This window comes from Brachyspira innocens ATCC 29796, assembly GCF_000384655.1.
Lineage (GTDB): Bacteria > Spirochaetota > Brachyspiria > Brachyspirales > Brachyspiraceae > Brachyspira > Brachyspira innocens.
Window position 1 is genome coordinate 72815 of record NZ_ARQI01000128.1, and the last position, 17673, is coordinate 90487.

Annotated in this window: 15 protein-coding genes; 7 read left to right on the top strand and 8 right to left on the bottom strand. The window is 26.8% G+C overall.

Features of this window, described 5'->3' with window-relative positions; genetic code table 11:
* Window positions 1-41: 41 nt before the first annotated feature.
* Both F811_RS0113775 and F811_RS0113780 read right to left on the bottom strand, forming a co-directional pair.
* Window positions 42-1040, bottom strand: a complete 999-nt coding sequence (locus F811_RS0113775) for a hypothetical protein (protein ID WP_020005821.1) — start codon at window positions 1038-1040, stop codon at window positions 42-44.
* Window positions 1041-1129: 89 nt separating this feature from the next.
* Window positions 1130-2011, bottom strand: a complete 882-nt coding sequence (locus tag F811_RS0113780) for a cation diffusion facilitator family transporter (RefSeq protein ID WP_020005822.1) — start codon at window positions 2009-2011, stop codon at window positions 1130-1132.
* A 258-nt stretch (window positions 2012-2269) separates the two neighbouring features.
* Here F811_RS0113780 and fabD point away from each other — a divergent pair, with 258 nt between their 5' ends.
* Window positions 2270-3184, top strand: coding sequence for an ACP S-malonyltransferase (fabD, locus tag F811_RS0113785; RefSeq protein ID WP_020005823.1), 915 nt, complete (start codon window positions 2270-2272; stop codon window positions 3182-3184).
* A gap of 155 nt (window positions 3185-3339) precedes the next feature.
* On the opposite strand, the gene ahpC is transcribed toward fabD, so the two are convergent.
* The gene (ahpC, locus tag F811_RS0113790; protein ID WP_020005824.1) at window positions 3340-3903 is read right to left on the bottom strand and encodes an alkyl hydroperoxide reductase subunit C; all 564 of its coding nucleotides are present in this window, start codon (window positions 3901-3903) and stop codon (window positions 3340-3342) included.
* 235 nt (window positions 3904-4138) lie between these two features.
* Here ahpC and yqeK point away from each other — a divergent pair, with 235 nt between their 5' ends.
* The gene (yqeK, locus tag F811_RS0113795; RefSeq protein ID WP_020005825.1) at window positions 4139-4708 is read left to right on the top strand and encodes a bis(5'-nucleosyl)-tetraphosphatase (symmetrical) YqeK; all 570 of its coding nucleotides are present in this window, start codon (window positions 4139-4141) and stop codon (window positions 4706-4708) included.
* 152 nt (window positions 4709-4860) lie between these two features.
* On the top strand, window positions 4861-5982 hold the full coding sequence (gene hflX / locus F811_RS0113800) for a GTPase HflX (protein WP_020005826.1): 1122 nt from the start codon (window positions 4861-4863) through the stop codon (window positions 5980-5982).
* Between the two features lie 3 nt (window positions 5983-5985).
* Here the strand turns inward: hflX and F811_RS0113805 are convergent, their stop codons facing one another.
* On the bottom strand, window positions 5986-6444 hold the full coding sequence (locus F811_RS0113805; protein WP_020005827.1) for a CAP domain-containing protein: 459 nt from the start codon (window positions 6442-6444) through the stop codon (window positions 5986-5988).
* Between the two features lie 82 nt (window positions 6445-6526).
* The gene (locus F811_RS0113810; protein ID WP_020005828.1) at window positions 6527-8248 is read right to left on the bottom strand and encodes a DNA adenine methylase; all 1722 of its coding nucleotides are present in this window, start codon (window positions 8246-8248) and stop codon (window positions 6527-6529) included.
* A gap of 186 nt (window positions 8249-8434) precedes the next feature.
* On the opposite strand from F811_RS0113810, the gene F811_RS0113815 reads away from it, so the two are divergent.
* Window positions 8435-10255 (top strand): methyl-accepting chemotaxis protein, encoded by a 1821-nt coding sequence (locus F811_RS0113815; RefSeq protein WP_020005829.1) that lies wholly within the window; start codon window positions 8435-8437, stop codon window positions 10253-10255.
* Window positions 10256-10312: 57 nt separating this feature from the next.
* Here the strand turns inward: F811_RS0113815 and F811_RS0113820 are convergent, their stop codons facing one another.
* From F811_RS0113820 to F811_RS0113830, 3 genes are all read right to left on the bottom strand, one after another.
* The gene (locus F811_RS0113820; protein ID WP_020005830.1) at window positions 10313-11689 is read right to left on the bottom strand and encodes an MATE family efflux transporter; all 1377 of its coding nucleotides are present in this window, start codon (window positions 11687-11689) and stop codon (window positions 10313-10315) included.
* Window positions 11690-12210: 521 nt separating this feature from the next.
* Window positions 12211-13218 carry an aldose epimerase family protein gene (locus tag F811_RS0113825; protein WP_020005831.1) on the bottom strand — a complete coding sequence of 336 codons (1008 nt, stop codon included), beginning with the start codon at window positions 13216-13218 and terminating at the stop codon, window positions 12211-12213.
* Window positions 13219-13546: 328 nt separating this feature from the next.
* Window positions 13547-13942, bottom strand: coding sequence for a secondary thiamine-phosphate synthase enzyme YjbQ (locus tag F811_RS0113830; RefSeq protein WP_020005832.1), 396 nt, complete (start codon window positions 13940-13942; stop codon window positions 13547-13549).
* A gap of 447 nt (window positions 13943-14389) precedes the next feature.
* Here F811_RS0113830 and F811_RS0113835 point away from each other — a divergent pair, with 447 nt between their 5' ends.
* The 3 genes from F811_RS0113835 to F811_RS0113845 are packed head-to-tail and all read left to right on the top strand — an operon-like array spanning window position 14390 to window position 17638.
* On the top strand, window positions 14390-14887 hold the full coding sequence (locus F811_RS0113835) for a pyridoxamine 5'-phosphate oxidase family protein (RefSeq protein ID WP_026364468.1): 498 nt from the start codon (window positions 14390-14392) through the stop codon (window positions 14885-14887).
* Window positions 14888-16276, top strand: a complete 1389-nt coding sequence (locus tag F811_RS0113840) for a TldD/PmbA family protein (protein WP_020005834.1) — start codon at window positions 14888-14890, stop codon at window positions 16274-16276.
* Window positions 16277-16279: 3 nt separating this feature from the next.
* Window positions 16280-17638, top strand: coding sequence for a TldD/PmbA family protein (locus F811_RS0113845; protein WP_020005835.1), 1359 nt, complete (start codon window positions 16280-16282; stop codon window positions 17636-17638).
* The last annotated feature ends 35 nt before the right edge of the window (window positions 17639-17673 follow it).

Sequence of the window (17673 nt, forward strand, 5' to 3'; positions counted from 1 at the left end):
TTATCATTTATTATATCAAAATTAATGTTTACATAATAAATCTATATATTAATTTCTTTTATAGTATCATTTTCAATATAATATATAATCCCAAACATATCATTAAAAAAGCATTTATTATTATTGATAACTGCGATATTTTTTAATGTATTATTTTTTATATTATAGCTATTAACATTTATACAATATTTATTAAAATCCAAAGCTATTAAATTATCATTATAAAAATATAACTTACCATGCACTTCATTATTTTCATCTAAACTAAATAAATTAATATTAATAGATTTATAACTTTCTAAATATCTATACTCATCACTATTATCTATTTTTATATCATCTATATTATAGAACATTAATTGATTATAAACAAAATCTTCATCATTAAAATTTGTATTATCACAAGCCAAAACAAATTCTTTATTATCTATAAAAGTTAAAGGTCTATCCCAATTATAACCGCTTATATATTTATTAACAACATCTGTTTGGCATTTCTCATATACCCTTAAAAACTCTTCAATATTAAAATACCTTATACAGTCAATAGGATTCCATACCCATCCGTTAGAAAGAAAATGTTTATAATCTTTTGATACTAATAAATTGCTGTGAAAATAATCTATACCAAACTCTTTTTCATCTCTGTTTATATCAGTTATCATCTCTTTAGTTTTTAAATTTATTATATTAAGAGTATTCCATTTAGTTTGAGTGATAAGATGTATTTCATTATTAATAATACAAAATTCATTAGAATAGCTTGAATATTTAGAACAGTAATCCTCTCTTTGTAAATTAATAATATCCAATGTTTCTATATTTACAACAGCAGAGTTTAATCCTTTCTCCTCAGTTATACATATATAAGGATACATTAATTTTAAAACTGTAACTTCTTCTTTTGAATTTATATTTTCTATTTTTTTTAACTCTTTATATGAATTATCTTTTTTATTATACTTTATTAATTTTAAATCATCAGTAAATAAAAAATATTCTTCTGAGTTTTTATTATTTAAAACAACATTCTCTATCATAGTATTTATAATAAAATAAAAACGAAAAATATCAATAATAGTCTATACACCCCGCCCACCCGCCCCAAATTTTTATTAGATTAGCATTGTTATTTATAAGCCTCTATATGTATAGTAGGTTCTATATTCAATCTTTTTCTTATTTCATTTTCAAATATACTTACATTATTATGAGCTTCAAAAACTGTCATGTCTTTTGGAAAACGCATATGAAAAGTGATTTCGCTATGATCTCCGTAAGTATGTATATGAAAATGATGCAAATTAGCAGCGTCATCATTAATATTAAGTTCTTTAGCTATATCATTAATACTTTTAATAATCTCTTCTGAAGGATATTCACCTATTAAAGGTTTTACACTAGATTTAATAACATCAAAAGCAGCATAGAATATTACAAGAGAAACCAATATACTTAATACACCGTCTATCCACCAGAAACTTTTTCCAAATAAAATACCTACTAATATAATTATAGAAGTAACACTATCACTTCTATGATGCCAAGCGTCTGCATATAATGATTTAGATCCAGACTTTCTATATCCCCATAAAGAATACTGAGCCAAAAGTTCTTTTACCAAAATAGAAACCACCATAGCTACTATTGCCATCGTAGTAAATGAAGCTGTTTTTTTATTCATAATATTTTTTATAGCCTCAGAGAAAAAGCTATAACCAATAAATACAAGCATAATACCCACTATAAAACTAGTTATAAGTTCTATTCTTCCATGTCCGAATGGATGTTCTTTATCAGGCGGTCTTTTAGAAAATATACCTCCTATTATAACTATAACACTGCTTATACAATCGCTCAATGAATGCCAAGCATCTGCCATAATAGATAAAGAACCTGTTAAAAGTCCTACTATATACTTAAAAGCAAATAATAATATATTTATGATAACAGATACCACACCCTCTATTATCATATATTTTGATTTTTTTTCATTACTAACATGATTCATTTTGTGACCCCAAATTTAATTTTTTTAATCTTTTAAGGATAAAGAATTTAATATAAAATGTCAATTATACAAATATAAATTGTTGTTTACAGATTAGAATGTTTTAACTTTATATAAAAATATTGTAACTTATATAAGATAAATCAAAATAAAATTAAGAACTTGATAAAAGTTAATTTTTTTGTTAATATAGTTCTATATGGTTTACATAATTAAAAATTAATAAAAAATATATACAAAAAAAGGAGAACAAATAATATGTCAAATATAGCATTTTTATTTCCAGGTCAAGGTTCGCAATGTGCAGGTATGGGAAAATCTTTGTATGATAATGTTGCCGAATCTAAAGCAATATTCGATAAGGCAGCAAATATATTAGATGATGTAGATATAAAAGCATTATGTTTTGAAGGAACAGAAGATGATCTTAAAAAAACAGAAAATACTCAGCCTGCTTTGGTTACAGTAGGTATTGCAGTTTATGAGGCATTAAAAGCAAAAGGAGTTAAAGGTAATTTATTTGCAGGTCATAGCTTGGGAGAAATTACTGCTCTTTCTGCTGCAGGATATATATCATTTGAAGATGCTGTAAAAATAGCAAGAACAAGAGGTCTTCTAATGGCTAAAGCTGGTGCTGATGCTCCTTATGGAATGGCTGCAGTACTTGGATTAAGTTATGACGATGTTGCTAAATGTATGCCAGAAAATAAAGAGGTTGTTGCTGCTAATTATAATTTAAAAGATCAAATAGTTATATCTGGTTTATTAAGTGCAATTGAAACTGTTACTCCAAAACTTCAGGAGGCTGGTGCTAAAAGAGTATTGCCTCTAAAAGTATCTGGTGCTTTTCACTCTCCATTTATGAAACCTGCTGCTGACAGCTTAAAAGAGTTTTTAGAAAAAATAGAGTTCCATAAAAATGATAATAAAGTTTTATCTAATGTTACAGCTGAAGTTCATGAATTTGATTCTATAAAAGAAAATTTATACAAACAAATGTTCTCTACTGTAAGATGGTATGAAAGCATGCTTAATATTCAAAAACAAGGTATTACAAAAGTCTTTGAATGCGGACCTGGTAAAGTATTAGTAGGCATGAGCAAAAAAATCACTCCAGATATTGAATCTGTTTGCGTGTTTGATATAGACTCTTTAAATGCTGCTTGTAATTAATAAAAATATAAAATAATAATATAAAGGCAGGATTTATCATTATTTCCTGTCTTTTATTTTGCAGAAAATTTTTAAAATAAAAAAGGACATATAAAATGAATTATATGCCCTTTAATTTTATACTATATTTAAATTAATATTATTATATTACAAAATTATAGCTTACCAACCAAATCAATACCAGGTTTTAAAGTTTTAGCACCAGGTTTCCATTTAGCAGGACAAACTTCGCCGCCATGTTCAGCTACATACTGAGCAGCTTGTACTTTACGTAATAATTCGTTAGCATCTCTTCCGATTCCCATATCATGTACTTCATAAGCTTTGATTTGACCTTCTGGGTTTACAATGAAACTTCCGCGGAAATTCTGACCAGCTTCATCTACATATACTTCAAAAAATCTTCCTAATATTCCAGTAGGATCTCCTAACATTGTGTATTTAAGATTTTTAATTGTTTCTGTAGCATCTGCCCAAGCTTTATGTACAAAGTGAGTGTCAGCTGATACTGAATATACTTCGCAGTTGATCTTTTTTAAATCTTCATAAACAGTATTTAAATCTGCTAATTCTGTAGGACATACAAATGTAAAGTCTGCAGGATAAAAGAAAAATACACTCCATTTACCTAATACATCTTTTTTTTCAACAGTTTTGAACTCGCCGTTTTGATAGGCTTCTACTTTGAAATCTATTAGTTTTTTATTGATTAAACTCATTTTATAACTCCTTTTACCAATGTTTGTATGTTCTAACAATACATTAAATAATAGTTTTTGTCAAGTAAAAAATAATATAAATTGATAAAAATTACTAAAAAACAAAATTATTTTGAAACATACATAATGATTTTTTGAACATATTGACACTAAATAATATATGCAATTAAATTGACAAAATAATTCTGCTGTAATAAAATAATAAAACTAAATAAAAAATAGAGAATAAAAATATATGAAAGACTTTAATAATCAAGAATTAGAAATAGTAAAATATATAAATAAATACTTACCTTTTCGAGAAAAGCATATACTTTCTACAAGAGAGCTTTCTGTAAAAATAGCAGAAAAATACGAGGTTGATACTGATAAGGCTTCTATTGCAGCACTGTGTCATGATTTGGGAAAAAGATATAAAGATGATGATATGCGTAAAATTATACTTGAAAATGATAATATAGAATATCCAAGCTATATTACAGGTGCCTTACTTCATGCAAGAGTTAGTGCCATAATAACAGAAAAAGAATTCAATATAACTGATAAAGAGATTTTGAAAGCTATAGAAAGCCATACAGTAGGACATGGAAATATGACAATGCTTGAAAAAATAATATATGCCGCAGATTATCTTGAACCTACAAGAAAACTTGAAACAGCTGATAAAATAAGAGAAAAAATTTTTACAGATTTTGATAATGCATTTTTAGAAGTTGTTTATGAATCTATAAGTTTTGTGCTTAGTAAGAAACAATATTTATCTGATAAAACTATAGAACTTTATAATTCTATGGTAACAAAATAATAATTTTTAAAATACTAGAAGGCAAATATAAAAATTGTGAGCGTATAGCAAATTTATTTGCTATACATTTTTAGCGAACAATTTTTATTAGCAATAATAACAAAATAATAATTTTATAAACTTTTAAATACTTAAATATGGGAACATTTTTTATGGAGAGCAATGTAAACAATATAAAAAAAGCATATATAATATTTGTAGCCGACAGCAAACAATACAGAAACAGTAAAATTAATATAGATAATATACTAGATGAACTTTCAATGCTATGCGATACAGCAGGGTACGAAGTAGCAGAAAGATATTCATTTATTCAGCAAAAAATAACTGCAGGCACTTATATAGGTACTGGTAAATTAGAAAGTTTAAAAGAAAGTGCTTTAACTGATAATGTTGAATATTTCGTATTTGATAATGAATTAAGCGGTTCGCAGGTTAATGCTATAGAAGAAGGCTCTAATATAACAGCACTCACAAGAACAGAAATAATACTAGAAATATTCGCAATGCGTGCCAAAACAATGACTGCAAAAATGCAGGTGGAATTAGCTTTTTTAGAATTTGAATACCCGAGATTAAAAGGTAAAAGGACAAATTTAAGCCAAATAAAAGGAGGTATTGGATTAAGAGGAGGTGCTGGAGAAAAGCAGCTAGAATATGATAGAAGAAGAGTAAGAGAGAGAATACATAAATTAAAAACTCAGTTAAGCAAAGTTGAAAAATCAGCAAGCACTGGAAGAAAATCAAGGGGTAATGCTTTTAGAGTTGCTATAGTAGGATATACTAATGCTGGAAAAAGCACATTATTTAATTTGTTATGCAAAGAAAGTGTCTATGTAGAAGACAAATTATTTGCAACTTTAGATACACATACTAGAAAACTATATCTTGGAGATGATACACCTGTAGAAGCAATAATAAGCGATACAGTAGGGTTTATAGACAGACTTCCGCATACATTAGTAGCATCATTTAAATCTACACTTTCAGAAGTTGTAGAAGCCGATTTATTACTGCATTTAGTTGACGCTTCCGATGAAAATATAAATGATAAACTCGTTCAGGTAGAAAGTATCATAAAAGAAATAGATGCTTCACATATAAAACGTATTGTAGTATTTAATAAAGTTGATAACATTGATGATGTGCAGAAAAATAAAATATCTACTTCTTATGATGATTCAATATTTATAAGTGCTAAAAATAATATTAATATAGAAACGCTTAGAAAAAAAATACTTGATAATATATTGGAATTAAGAAAAGAAATATAATAATTAATTCATTCTTCTAAGTTGAGCAAATATAACAACCCAAAAATCCTCGCCATTAATTGCATAATGCGAGACCCCTACATGGGTAAATTTTTCACTTAATATATTAATCTTATACTGTGAGGAGTTCATCCAATAACTTATAACCGTTTCAGCATTCTTAAATCTGTATGCTATATTCTCATCAGAAGAAAAAACCCTTATCCGATTATCATATAAAATTTCATCATACCGAGTATTATTAGGTCTGATATGAGAAAAATTAATTGAAAGCTCTTTTGCTCTAATATCCGCCACCTTATTAAGTTCATCACTTAATTCAAATGGGTATAAACCTTCATTTTCTCTAACTTCATTTAATGCCTTTAATGTTGTTTCAGCTTCGTAATTATCTTCTGAATACAAAACAGCCATAGAACAAAAATAAAGAATAAATAAAGCTTTAATCATAATCTTAAACATATATATTTTACTTCTCTAATTTTCTATTATTTTAGATATTTTTATATTCTATAAATACAGTATTAAATATAATATCTTTTTATTATTTTTCAAGTCTAAGTAATAATTTATTTTTGTTAATTTCAGAAATATTAGAATGCGTTATATTGTAAATTATTCTCTTTCTTATCCTATCTATAATGCTTATATCATTATTTTTATAATATGATATTATATCCAAAATATCATTTGTAATATCAAATAAATACTCATTTGATTTTCTTGAACATAACCTACTGTAAGTTTTTAATATATATTCTCCAAAATATTTTATAAGTTTTATGTTGTTTGATAATACCGCAGCATTAAAATGGTATGAATATATTTTCAATGCCCCTATATTATCTTCTTTTATGTATCTGTCTAAAAATAAAGAAAACATTTTGATATATTCCAAACTTTTATTTTGAAGTTTTAAGCATATATCTTCTTTATTTATTATATGAGTGGAATATTCAAGATAAATTACTATAATATCATCTTTATCATAATCAAATATTATACTGTCTTTAGAACAATCCAAAGGGTTTTCTAATTTAAGTCTTATATTTTCTATATATTTTAAATTTTTATTGAAATTATTAAAATAAAAATTATGTTTTCTAGTATCTACAACAAATAAATATTCTACATTTTTGGTTTTATTAACAATAGATCTTTTAGCACCTCTGTATTTTGTATATTCAGAAGTTACTATATCCAATTTACCATGCTCTTCAAGAATGGATATTAGGTCATCATATTCTATTATACCATCAGTAGAATAACTCATTACTATATAATTACTATTTATATTATCGAGTAAATTTATTAAAGTATCTTTTGCAGTTTGCTTGTAGCAGTATAAAGATTTAGTTTTTACCCAGTCCTTTCTAATACCGCCCTTATCCGTTTTTTTCCCGTCAATATAAATATTTTTATTAATCGGCGGCTTATCCCATAAAGCTATAGTATTAAGCAAATGATAATTACTTCCATACTGATGCTGATTATAAGGCGGATCTAAATAAACTAAATCAAAATGCTTATCTTTGTTTTTTATAACAAACTCATTAGCATCAAGCATACTCACATAACAATCAGCACCTTGAAATAATGGTATTTGTTTTAATGATATAGGAGAAAGTATCCTATTTAATGCATCTTTATTTCTCCCGCCAAAACCTGCATGAAAAGCCTTAAATACTCCAGAAGTATTTGTATGTGTAGCAGATTCATATATTATAGAAGCTATTAAATAATAATATTCTTTTTGATTAATAGCATTATTTTTATAAAGCTCTTCTATGTTATGTCTTATAATATCTATCCTTGAAGCATTATACTGAGTATAAAAAAGTCTTTCATTAATTAAGTCTGGATTATTGTCATCTGAAGGAGCATAATATTTAGAAATATATCTGTCATTATCATTAATATAATTAATACTGTTAATCATATTAATTGTATTTTCTAATCCCCCAGTATGAATAAACATATTATCCAAATCTTTTATATTAATAGATAAATGAGCATAATTCAATATATAAGAATAATACTCCCAATCATTAGAATAAACCTCTAAATTTAAAGTCTTTAGAAGTCTTGATACGCTTCCGCTTCCTGCAAATAAATCCAAAGCAGTTTTTATAGAACTATCATGTTCTAATATATGCAAAACTGCAGCCTCTATAAATGGAAGAAGTCTTCTTTTATTTCCAATATATGCTATTAAATTTTCTTTTAAATATTTTTCTTTAGTATTAGCTTCTGCATTAGTTATCATAGTTTTATTATCATAATATAGTTTACATAATTATATTAACATAATAACAGCAAAATATCAACATACCAGATTAATATTAATTTAAAAATATACTATTTACTATTTTTTTATAATAGTTTATATTATATAGGCTTTATAGGTTATTTTATAAAAATTTACAGCAGTTTATTAAAGAGGTGGAAATTTATGAAAGAAAATATCAAAAAAAATAGCTTAGTATTAAAATTTTTAATACCATATATGACAGCTCTGTTTATAATATGTGTACTTATTTATATAGCATACCGTCCGCAATATAAAGTAAGGTTTTTAAACTCAAATAAATATAATATATCAAATATATCCGATGAATTAGAAAATAATATATCTTCTTTATACGGTAAAATAAATATATTCTGCTCATATGTTGAAAAAGAAACAGACACTAATAAATTATTAGAAGTATTTGCAAATGTATTAAAAAATGAAAGTGATTTAATGAATATATTTTATGCAGACACAATACCATATAAAAACGGCGGCACTGTATTAAATATTGTAGGACAGCTTCCAAATGATTATGACCAGACAACTAAAGAATGGTATCAAAAAGCATTAGCCTCAAAAGAAATAATGATATCAGATCCTTATATTGATGCTATAACACAAAATTTAATAATAACATTTTCAAAAGCTATATACAGAGATGGTAACTTATATGGAATAGTTGGTATTGATGTTCAGTTATCAAAAGTTTTAAGTGAAACATTAAATTTGTCAAAAAATTATAATTATGATTTAAGCATTATAGATGATAATGGTTTGTATATACTCCATTCAGATAGTAATTATGTATTAAAAGAAAATGCATTTAATAATAATATAATATCTCCTCATAAAAATGATATATTAAATAATACTCATTATGAATGGATAGATAAAGATTTTTCTTATTTATCTTCAAGGATAAAAAACAGTCAATGGTATTTGATTGTAAAGACGGGAAATGAAGAATTAAAATCATCTCTTTTAAAACTTCTTATTCTTATCATATCTATATTTATAATATTATCTGCTATAGAAACTGTTTTAGTACTTTTAATAGCCATACCTATATCAAGCACATTGGATAATACTATATCAATAATAAGTTCAATGGCAAAGGGTAATTTTAATACATTATTTAATGAAAAAGAATTAAAAAAGAGAGACCAAACAGGAGATGTTATAAGAGCATTAAATGAAATGCAAAATAAGCTAGGCGATATAATATATAACATGAAAAATGAAATTAACGGAATAAATAATTCAGTAAATATAATCACAAACGGCAATATCAATTTATCTGATAGAGCCACATCTCAAGCAAGCTCATTAGAGGAATTAACAAGATCTATAGAGTTTGTATTTTCATCATTAAAAGAAACAGCTGAAAATGCAGGAAATGCAAAAAGCATGAGTGAAAAAGTATCTAATGCTACAAGAAACGGAGTAAATGCTATTAATGCTACATCCGAAAATATGGCTGAAATATCTGAAGCAAGTAAAAAAATATCAGACATCACTAAAATAATAGAATCCATTGCTTTGCAAACTAATATACTAGCATTAAATGCATCGGTAGAAGCAGCACGTGCGGGGGAACAGGGTAAAGGTTTTGCTGTTGTTGCAAGCGAGGTGAGAAACTTGGCTCAAAATGTAGGAAATGCTGCAAAAGATATAACAAGCATAGCTAATGAAACTGTGGATAAAATACAAAACGGAAGTGCTTCTGTACAGGCTTCATCTTATATATTAAATCAAATAGAATCATCTGTTAATGATGTGCTTACTTTACTAACAGAAATATCAAGTGCTATTATAGAAGAAGAAAACAGCGTATCTGAAATAAATACTGCTGTTGTAGAAATTAATAAAATAACTCAAGATACTTCCAAAATAGCTAATGACGGAGCTAGTGCAAGTAAAGATGTACTTGATAAATCAAATAATATAGTTGAACAAGTTTCTTATTTCCGTTTTAATTAAAAAATAAATCGGCATAATAGTTAAGTAAAAAAACAATATTATGCCGATTATAATTTACTATGCATTAATATATTTAAACTTTATCCATTTTCCGCTTAAATATCTATAAGTAAATATTAAAGCCTTTACTATCCAATCAGCAAACATAGCAATCCAAGTTCCAATCATACCCATATGAAAATAAAGTGCAAACACATAAGCAAGAACTATCCTGCATACTATCATCGATATAGAAGCCACTGCCATAGGAAATTTTGCATCCCCAGAAGCTCTAAATACCACTGGAAGAGAATAACCCAAAGGCCATATAATCATCATAACAGCATGATACCATGATAATTTATAAGTATATGATGTTGCCTCAGCAGATAAATGGTATATATGAAGTATAAAAGGAAGAAGAGATAATATTATAATACTTGTTATAGTTTGGGATATATAAATAATTGCTATAATTTTTTTAGTATAATATTTAGTTTGATTATAGTCATTAGCACCAACACACTGCGATATAACAGTAGTAAGCCCCAACCCTATAGCCATTCCGGGCAGAACTTCAAAAGATGCTATCAATGTAGATACTGAATTGGCTGCTATTGAAGCTGTACCAAATGTAGATACCAAACTTAATATCAATAATCTTCCAAAATAAAACATACCATTTTCTATACCATAAGGAACACCTACCGATAATATTCTTTTTACTGCAGAAAAAGTCATTTTATATTTAATTTTATTTTTTATATATATTATATTTTTTTTATTTAATCCCAAAATTATAATTATTAAAGCTGCTCCTATTCTGCTAATCAATGTAGAAATTGCCGCACCAGCTATACCCATCTTAAATACATAAATTAAAACAGCATTACCTATAACATTCAATATATTCATAGATATCATTATTTTCATTGATATTTTAGAATTACCTATAGTTCTAAACATAGAAGCTCCTCCATTGTATAGAGCCAAAAAAGGTATTGAGGCAGCTACTATAAGCATGTATGTATTTGCATTGTTTCTTACTTCTTCAGTTATACTTCCAAATAAAATAGTCAGTAAATAATCTTTAAATATATAAATTAATATTGTTATAACTATAGAAAATAATAATAAAAATCTTATAAGCTGATTAATAGAATCATCTGCATGCTCTATATCTTTAGCCCCTATATATTGCCCGCTTGCAACAGCCCCTCCAGTAGCAATGGCAGCAAATATACTTATAAGAAAAGCTATAACAAAGTCAACCAAAAATACGGCTGACACTGCGTCTTCTCCTACATTGGCAACCATTATGGAATCTATCAAACCAACTAAATACTCCAAAAATACTTCTATAACAAGCGGTATAAATAATTTGGCAAGGTATTTATTTGAAAACATATAATTTCTTTTAATAGCATTTGAATTAGAATAACTTATATCACTCAATTTTATCTCCTTAAAAATAATTATGCATAATTTTTATAATTTTTGAGATTAATTATAGCATTGGAGTATACTCTAATGTCAAATGGTTTTTATGATTTTTTTTATATAAGACTTGTTTCAAAACTACTTTACAAGATTAACTATAAAATTATTAAATTAAAAAATTATAAGTATTAAAAAATTGAGTTTTGAAACAAGCATATAAAAAATAAAGGAGCTACAATTAATATACAGCCCCTTAAAAAAATATTTATTATATAATATTAGACTTGTTTCTAAAGTATTTTACAAATAATTTGATAAGTTTCTTATTTTATGTTAAATTTTATAATATTAATTATTATACAAGTAAATCTTTTATATGTTGTATAAATAATACGTTCAAACTACAAAATGCAGTTCTTTTGGTTCTTTTATACCAATAAAAGAACTGGGGGTTGGGGCAAAGCCCCAACTATAATTAAAAAATATTAAATTAAAAATTTATAAATATTAATAAATTTAGTTTTGAAACAGGTCTATTATATTAATCCAAACTTATATATAGTTCTATGATTATATTCTCGGTCTGGATAAAGCATTATGCTTGGGAAATGATTAAAGTTTAAAGAACATGAAAAATATTGTGCTTCCAAACAAAAAGCCTCATGTTTACCCAAAGTCTGATTTCTTACTTTACAGTTATTAAGAGAATTAGCCGTATAAAAAAGCACAGAAGGCATTGTAGTAAATACTTCCAAACTTATTCCAGTTTCTTTGGAAATAACTTTTACTCTTTGTTTATTTATATCATTATCATCAAATACAAAACAATTATCACATCCTCCTTTAGATTTTATTATATCATCTATTTTTTTTGATTTTGTAAAATCATAAGGAGTATTTTTAGTTTTTAATATCTCGCCTGAAGTAATACCATTTTCATCATCACCCAAATAATAAGCGGCATCTATAAATATTTCATGATCATTAATTTTTCCGCCGCCGTTTAAATTAAAATAAGAATGATTCATGATATTTAAAGGAGTTGTTTTATCTGTAGTGGCAATATAGTCTATTATTATTTCATTTTCATCTGTTATAGTGTATTTTACTATCAAATTAAGATTTCCGGGATAACCTTCTTCTCCGTCTTTTGATACATAATAAAATAATACTTCATTATCTTTTTTTTGTATAGAATTATAAATTACATAAGAAAGTCCGTTTACACCTCCATGAGTATGATCTGGCGATTTATTAGCTGTTATATTGTATTCTTTATCATCTATTTTAAATTTGGCTCCAATGGTTCGTCCTGCCACTCTTCCTACAGTAGCCCCCATATGTCCGTTTTTTGCCTTATCTGTATAAAACTCTATATCATCAGAACCGAATGCCGTTTCTATTTCCTTGCCGTTTTTATCTTTAAAAAATATACCTGTTATAGTTGCTCCTACTTCTGCCAATTTTATTTTTAAGCCCTTATCATTTTCTAAAGTATATAGATATGTATTTTTACCAAAATCTTCTTTCTTTGATCTAAACATAATAATATCCTTATAGTGGTTTATACAAATATTATACATCATTTTGAATTTTATTTATATAATAAACATTATAATTAATTATTTTTATATACATACATAAGGTATATTGACAAATAGATATTTTTTTATATACTATAATAGTATAATAATTATTTTAAGGAAAACATATGTGATTAATAATAGAGCTAATTGGTGCAATTAGTCAATTAATAAAGAAAAAATTTCTAAATAAAAATACAGAAAAAACTCTAAAGTAATTTATCATACATTTAATATATTTAATTTACCCCATTAGTGTAATCAAGGGAGAATAACTTTCTCCCTTGAGTTATTTGCTTATAATCTGTACATAAACTTTTCTATTTCTAGCACCGTCAAATTCAAAGAAATATATATCCTGCCAAGTACCTAATACAATTTTTTTATTCTCTATTATCACTGTCAAACTTGGGGATACCAAAGAAGATAAAACATGTGCCTGAGAATTACCTTCGCTATGTTCATAATTATCATGCTGAGGTACTAATTTATTAAATGCATTTTTCATATCAAAAACAACATCAGGGTCAGCATTTTCATTTATCCCAACAGCGGCAGTAGTATGCGGTACAAATATAACAGCAATTCCTTTATCCACTTTCTCTTCATTAATACATCTTTGAACTTCATCTGTAATATCTACTATATCAAATCTTGATTTAGTTTTAACATTTATAGTATGCATTATTATTTCCTTTGATTTATATTAATAATTAATTATATACTAAACAAATATAATTTGTCAAAAATAAATTTTTTAAATTTAAAATATTGCAGGGCTTTGCCAACAACTCTGTGTGCTACACAGCACAACACTTCTTTTGGACGCTGTCCGCCAAGTACGCCTCACTCTGTGTGCCGTAGGCAGGCGAGAAGCAGGCACAGCCCGCAGTAGCGAAAGGCTATGTTTCAGTACAAATTTAATAATTGATCCTACATATAAACATATTTAATGTAATTCAGGATTGTTTTTACACTTGCACTTTCGCGAAGCGTGCCTTTGGCAGCAACTTTTTGCTGCGGGAAAAAGTTGAATAAAAAAATGACAAACTTAAAAATTGTCAGTATATACTACATGATAATGCCTTGATTGTCAATTGATTATTTTATTATTATGTATATAATAGATTCTATGTTTAGAGAGATGAAAAGAAAAAAGCAATTATTATCATATTCAGAAAGTATTAAAATATTAGAAAAATGCACTTCTGGAGTTTTAGCTCTTATAGGAGATGATAATTATCCGTATACTGTTCCTTTAAGTTATGTTTACTCTGATAATAAAATATTTTTTCATGCAGCTAAAAGCGGCTATAAAATAGATGCTATAAGAAATAATAATAAAGCATCATTTTGTATTATAGAAAAAGATGATGTTAAGATGAAAGAATATACCACCTATTACAGAAGTGTTATAGTATTTGGAAGAGTTTTTATTATAGAAGATGAATATAAAAAAAGAGAAGCTATTGAAAAACTAGCTCTAAAATATTATCCCAATGACAATAAAGAAAATAGAAATAATATCATAAATAAAGAATATAATGCTATGTGTATGATTGAATTAGATATAGAGCATATCACTGGTAAAGAGGCAATAGAATTAGTAAAAACAAAAAAAGGAGAATAAATGAAATATTTTAATTTTGATGAAAATTTTTTACATACTGTTTTGCAGGAAGCTTTAAAAAACGGAGGAGAATATGCCGACTTATTTTTTGAAGATACAAAAATTAACTCTATAGGATATTTAGATTCTGGAGTTGATAATACAAGTCTTGGAAATAATTACGGCGTTGGTTTAAGAATCATAGTTAATAAAAAAACAATATATTTATATTCTAATGATACAAGTAATGACAGTTTAATAAATTTAGCTAAAAGTGCTTCTTCTATAGTAAATGATAAAAAGCATATAATAAACGGTTTTATAGAATCTCATGAAAAAAATCATCATCCATTACATATAAATCCTTTCGATATAAACTTTGATGAAAAAATAGAAATGCTTTCATATTTGGACAAAAAAGCAAGAGAAGTATCTGACAAAATAAAGCAGGTTAATTTAAGATATATGGAAAAACAGAGAAATATTTTAGTATGTGCAAGCAATGGAATATTAAAAGAAGATTCTCAAACATATGTAAGACTGGTTATGGTTTCAATGGCATCTGACGGAGTTAATACCCAGACAGCAAGCAGAACTAAAGGAGCTTTGGACGGATATCAGGTAATAAGAGATATTAATTTAGATGAAATGGCTTTAGAAACTGCCAATTCTGCAATAAAAATGCTTAATGCAAAATATCCTAAATCTGGAAAATACCCTGTAGTTATAGACAATGCATTCGGAGGCGTAATATTTCATGAAGCATGCGGACATGCTTTGGAAGCCACTTCTGTTGCTGATAATGCAAGCGTATTTTGCGGAAGACTTGGAGAAAAGATAGCCTCTGATGTTGTTACAGCGGTTGATGATGGAACTATACAGAATGCTTGGGGAAGCTACAATATTGATGATGAAGGAAATGAAGCTCAAAGAACTGTATTAATAGAAAACGGCATATTAAAAAGTTATTTAGTTGACGAGCTAGGCTCTTTAAAAATGAATCAAAAAGTTACTGGAAGTGCCAGAAGAGAAAATTATAAATATCCACCTACTTCAAGAATGAGAAATACATTTATAGATAAAGGAAACTCTAGTTTTGAAGATTTAATTTCTCAAATAGAGTACGGACTTTATGCTAAAAAAATGGGAGGCGGTTCAGTAGACCCTGCCACTACAGATTATAACTTTGCTGTTTCTGAAGGGTACATAATAGAAAAAGGAAAGATTACTGAACCTGTAAGAGGTGCTACACTTATAGGAAGAGGAGGTGAAACTCTTATGAATATCGAGGCAGTATCTTCAAATTTGCAATTAGCTGACGGTATGTGCGGAAGTATTTCTGGAAGCGTTCCTACAACTGTGGGACAGCCAGCAATCAGAGTAAAAGAATTAACTGTAGGAGGAAGATAATATATGGCAGAATTAAATAACTATATGAATAGAATTAAAGAAATATACAGCACTGTAAAAAATAAATCAAATGATATTGATGAAATAGAAGTTTATATGTCAAGCAGCGGAGAGGAAGAGTTTTCTGTAAGAGAAAGAGATTTAGATAAATATACATTTGCTGAATCTGGAGGTATAGGATTAAAACTTATAAAAGACGGAAAAGTGGGAATAAGTTTTACAGAAAAGCTAGATTCAAATGACTCTATAGAAACTTTAATTAACAATGCAAAAATCTCTCTTTCATATGCCAATGCCGAACCTGATTATAATGTATTGATAGAAAAAGAAGATGATGAAGAAGTTTATAATATAATAAATAATGATATAGTTAATATTTCTAACGAAGAGTTAAAAAAAATATCATTAAATATAGAAGATAAATTATATTCGCTTGATAAAAGAATAGTTAATGTACCTTCTGCAGGACTTGCAAGATATGACTTTATAAAATGCATTATAAACAGCAATGGTGTTTGCAAAGGAGAGATAAAAAATAATATAACATACTACGCTGAAGTTATAGCAAAAGATTCTAACAGCACAAAAACTTATTTTGATGTATACTCTTCAAAAGATACATTTTTTGATATAGACGCTTTCACAAAAAATATAGCCGATAATGTTATAAGCAAACTAAATGCCAAAGAAATAGAAAGCGGAAAATATAAAACCGTATTTACAAGCAAAGCTATGAGAACAATTTTAGGGGCATATTTAGGACTTTTTTCTGCTGAAAATGTACAAAAAAAATTATCACTCCTTCAGGGAAAATTAAATCAAAAAATAGCAAATAGTATAATCAATATTAAAGATATACCAGTATTTGATAAAGGCATATACAATACTCATTTTGACGGAGAAGGCTCTAAAACAAAAGATTTAAATATTATAACAAATGGAGTATTAAACAGCTATTTATACAATAATTATACAGCAAGAAAAGACTCTGTAAAAACTACATCTCATGCATCAAGAGGATTTAAAACTCCTATAGGAATATCATGTCATAACTTTATATTAGAAGAAGGAGAAAATACACAAAAAGAGCTTATATCTCAAATAAAAAATGGAATATTAGTAAACTCTTTAACTGGAACACATTCTGGAGTTAATGCTATAAGCGGAGACTTCTCTCTTCAGGCAGAAGGCATAAAAATAGAAAATGGAAAATTATCATATACTGCAAATCCTTTCATAGTATCAGGTAATATATTAGATTTATTAAATGATATAGAAATGCTTGCAAATGATACAGAATATCATCATTCCTCTATTTATACTCCAAGTGCTTTGATTAGAGAATTATCATTTGCTTCATAACAATGTTTATAAAAAATAAAGAGCATATAATTAAT

Excerpts from the sequence above, each read along its gene's own strand:
- ahpC (WP_020005824.1), bottom strand. The coding sequence starts at position 3,903 with ATGAGTTTAATCAATAAAAAACTAATAGATTTCAAAGTAGAAGCCTAT.
- hflX (WP_020005826.1), top strand. The coding sequence starts at position 4,861 with ATGGAGAGCAATGTAAACAATATAAAAAAAGCATATATAATATTTGTA.
- fabD (WP_020005823.1), top strand. The coding sequence starts at position 2,270 with ATGTCAAATATAGCATTTTTATTTCCAGGTCAAGGTTCGCAATGTGCA.
- F811_RS0113840 (WP_020005834.1), top strand. The coding sequence starts at position 14,888 with ATGAAATATTTTAATTTTGATGAAAATTTTTTACATACTGTTTTGCAG.
- F811_RS0113845 (WP_020005835.1), top strand. The coding sequence starts at position 16,280 with ATGGCAGAATTAAATAACTATATGAATAGAATTAAAGAAATATACAGC.
- F811_RS0113805 (WP_020005827.1), bottom strand. The coding sequence starts at position 6,444 with ATGTTTAAGATTATGATTAAAGCTTTATTTATTCTTTATTTTTGTTCT.
- F811_RS0113835 (WP_026364468.1), top strand. The coding sequence starts at position 14,390 with ATGTTTAGAGAGATGAAAAGAAAAAAGCAATTATTATCATATTCAGAA.
- F811_RS0113830 (WP_020005832.1), bottom strand. The coding sequence starts at position 13,942 with ATGCATACTATAAATGTTAAAACTAAATCAAGATTTGATATAGTAGAT.
- F811_RS0113825 (WP_020005831.1), bottom strand. The coding sequence starts at position 13,218 with ATGTTTAGATCAAAGAAAGAAGATTTTGGTAAAAATACATATCTATAT.
- F811_RS0113780 (WP_020005822.1), bottom strand. The coding sequence starts at position 2,011 with ATGAATCATGTTAGTAATGAAAAAAAATCAAAATATATGATAATAGAG.
- F811_RS0113775 (WP_020005821.1), bottom strand. The coding sequence starts at position 1,040 with ATGATAGAGAATGTTGTTTTAAATAATAAAAACTCAGAAGAATATTTT.
- yqeK (WP_020005825.1), top strand. The coding sequence starts at position 4,139 with ATGAAAGACTTTAATAATCAAGAATTAGAAATAGTAAAATATATAAAT.
- F811_RS0113810 (WP_020005828.1), bottom strand. The coding sequence starts at position 8,248 with ATGATAACTAATGCAGAAGCTAATACTAAAGAAAAATATTTAAAAGAA.
- F811_RS0113815 (WP_020005829.1), top strand. The coding sequence starts at position 8,435 with ATGAAAGAAAATATCAAAAAAAATAGCTTAGTATTAAAATTTTTAATA.